General features: G+C 69.3%; 1 protein-coding gene. It reads right to left on the bottom strand.

The annotated features are described in order from the left end of the window. Nucleotides 1–102: 102 nt before the first annotated feature. Nucleotides 103–1,134 carry a polysaccharide deacetylase family protein gene (locus tag ABZ749_RS35385; protein ID WP_357235794.1) on the bottom strand — a complete coding sequence of 344 codons (1,032 nt, stop codon included), beginning with the start codon at nucleotides 1,132–1,134 and terminating at the stop codon, nucleotides 103–105. Between the last annotated feature and the right edge of the window lie 126 nt (nucleotides 1,135–1,260).

Genomic DNA, 1,260 nt, shown 5'->3' with positions numbered 1-1,260 from the left:
GGCGAGCGCTCAGGCCGGACGGTCCGGTGGGGGGACCACCGCCGTCGGGTCACCGCGCTCATCGAACGCGGTGCCACCGCGCACGACTCAACCTGGGCGATGTCAACCCGAGGTGCAGGAGCGGATCTGTGGGCGGGCGCTGCTGTTGCCGTTGGTCATCGTGGTGAAGCCGAAGGTGTTGCCACTGCCGTTGGACCGCATGGTCATGACCGTCCCGCTGCTGTCCCAGGTGGCGGTGCCGTTCCACACGGTGGAGACCCGCTGCGGCGAGGTGATGGCCACGACCACGGTCCACGTGCTGGCGCCGCTGACCGTCACCGACGTGTTGTACCTGTCGCCCCAGACGTTGGGGGTCGTGGCGGTCGCTGTGCAGGTGCCGCCGGAGGGCGGTGGGGTGGTCGGCGGCGGGGTGGTCGGCGGGGTCGTGCCGTCGGGCGCGACCGCGCGGCCGGTGGACGGCGAGATCATGCCGGGGCACAGGTTGCGGCTGGTCAGGTTGGCCATGATCTGGGGGATGGCGTCGCGGGTGTTCTGGATCCCGTCGTGCATCAGGATGACCTGACCGGCCTGGAGTCGACTCGCGTTGGACACGATCTGGCTGACGCTGGCGCCGTTCCAGTCCTGCGAGTCCACGTCCCAGATCACCTGGCGCATGCCCAGCGACGACGCCACCGACTGCAGGGTCGAGTTGGTCTCGCCGTACGGCGGCCGGAACAGCACCGGCCGGCTGCCGGTCGCCGACTGGATCGCCGAGCTGGTCTGGGACAGGTCCGACTGCATCTGGGACTGGCTCATCGAGGTCATGTGGGCGTGGTTCCAGCTGTGGTTGGCGACCCACATGCCGGCGGCCACCTGTGCCTGTGCGGCTGACCTGTTGTTCTGGACGTTCTGCCCGACGTTGAACATCGTGGCCCGTACGCCGTTGTTGCGCAGCACGTTGAGCAGCGCGCTGGTGCTGCCGGTCGGGCCGTCGTCGAAGGTGAGGCCGACGTAACCGTTGCAGGTGGCGGCGCTCGACGGGGTCGAGGTGGCGGCGAGGACAACGCCGCACATGGCGACCGCGGTGGCGAGGACGGCGAGCGCCGCGCGCAACCGCCTCGACCACAGGGCCGTGCGGGGGAGAAGTCTGCTCATCTGGTGCCCCTTCTCGCAGACCCGGACGGCGGACGGCGCAGTCCGGACAGGTGTGGTGGTGGGTGGATCGCGGCCTGCTGTCGCATCGACCTCAGTGGATCGGAGTATTACAGCGAGAATTCGAAC

The sequence above is a fragment of the Micromonospora sp. NPDC047753 genome (assembly GCF_040642735.1).
Classification (GTDB): Bacteria; Actinomycetota; Actinomycetes; order Mycobacteriales; family Micromonosporaceae; genus Micromonospora.
The sequence above is the reverse complement of the archived record's forward strand: the minus strand, read 5'-3'. Positions and strand labels throughout refer to the sequence as shown.

Bases quoted from the DNA above. Each gene is read 5' to 3' on its own strand.
- ABZ749_RS35385 (WP_357235794.1), bottom strand. From the start codon at position 1,134: ATGAGCAGACTTCTCCCCCGCACGGCCCTGTGGTCGAGGCGGTTGCGC.